Source organism: Roseovarius autotrophicus (assembly GCF_018069895.1).
GTDB lineage: Bacteria > Pseudomonadota > Alphaproteobacteria > Rhodobacterales > Rhodobacteraceae > Roseovarius > Roseovarius autotrophicus.
Map to the genome: position 1 here is coordinate 1 of NZ_JAGQDH010000065.1, position 1,394 is coordinate 1,394.

At 69.3% G+C, this 1,394-nt stretch carries 1 pseudogene; it reads right to left on the reverse strand.

The features are described from left to right. Window positions 1–1,394, reverse strand: a pseudogene (locus KAK09_RS18535) (phage tail tape measure protein); the annotation flags it as partial.

Below are 1,394 nucleotides of genomic sequence, written 5' to 3' on the forward strand. Positions count from 1 at the left end.
TCCTCGAGGCTCTCGGCGGCGGTCCGCGCGCCCGTGAGAGCGGTTTCCGCCTCGGCCCCCGACGCGGCTACGGCCTCGCGGAGCGCCGCAACCGACTCCAGCGGCGCGGTCGCCGCCTCGACCACGCCGGCCATCACCCCGCGCAGTGCCTCGGCCTGGCCACGTGCTTCTTCGGCATAGGTGCCCAGCCCCAGATCGGGCATCGCGATCGGCTCGGAATCGAAGGCCGCCAGAAACGCTGCGCGCGCCTCGGTCCCGGCTTCAGCTGCTGACCCCGCGAAAGGATTGTCGATCCGGCCCAGTTCCAGATTGCCGATCAGCGAGACGCGCCGTTCGATGCCCAGCGCCTCGAGACCGGCATTGATCCCGTCCAGAAAGCCGTTGATGCGCCGGCCCACGCCATTCAGCATGGCCTCGACGCCCGCGATCAGCGCATTCGCCGCCTGGAAGGCAAAATCCCCGATGGCACCCGGGAGGGCACCCCAGAGCACCTTGATCGCCTCAAATGCCCCCTGGAAGGTGTTCAGCGCGCCGTTCCCGAAACCGACGACTGCTTCGAGCGAGGTCTGCAGCGCCTCGGCGATTGCAGCTTTGATATCGGCCCAGCTCGCCATGATCGCCAGCCCCATGGCGATGGCACCCAGCTGCATGCGCTCCCAGACCTCGCGCGCGAGATCGCCGAGAAGGGAGAGCGCATTGCCAAAGCCACCGGCACCGCGCACCAGCCGGACGAACCAGTGGATCAACTCGCCTGCTGCGACCACAAGGCCAATGAGGGGCAGGCGCAGCAGCGCCCCGCGCAGGATCACCAGCGCCATGGCCAACCCGCGCACCGAAGCGGCAGCGGCGATCTTGGCGGCAACAAAGCGCCCGGCCATGAGTGCGGCGATGCCAGCGGCATAGGAGGTCAGCCGCCCGAGATTGTCAAAGAGCGTGCGAATGGCGATGCCCAGCGGTCCGGTGGTGCGTGCAACAGAGGCCATGGCATCCGCCACCGCCTCCAGCGCCGGGGCGGCGGCCACGGCGAGCTGGTTCGAGAGCCCGCGCCAGATCAGCCCCAGCCGCGAGATCGCATCGTTGGTCCGCTCGATCTGGGCTGCATCCTGATCAGACACAACCACGCCGAAGTCGTGCACGTCTTGCGTGGCCTGGCGTAGGGTGGCGGTGTCGATGCGGGTGAACACCAGTGCGGCGCGATCACCGAAGAGCTGCGAGGCCACCGCCGCGCGCTCGGCCTCGGGCACAAACTCGGCAAGCCGGTCCTGGATCAGCGCAATCCGCTGGTCGAGCGGCAGCGCCTGAAGCTCTGCGGCCGAGAGGCGCAGCCGGGTCAGCGCATCGACGGCGGGCCCCGTGCCAGCAGCGGCCTGGCTCAGCCGCCGGGTCAGCTGCAT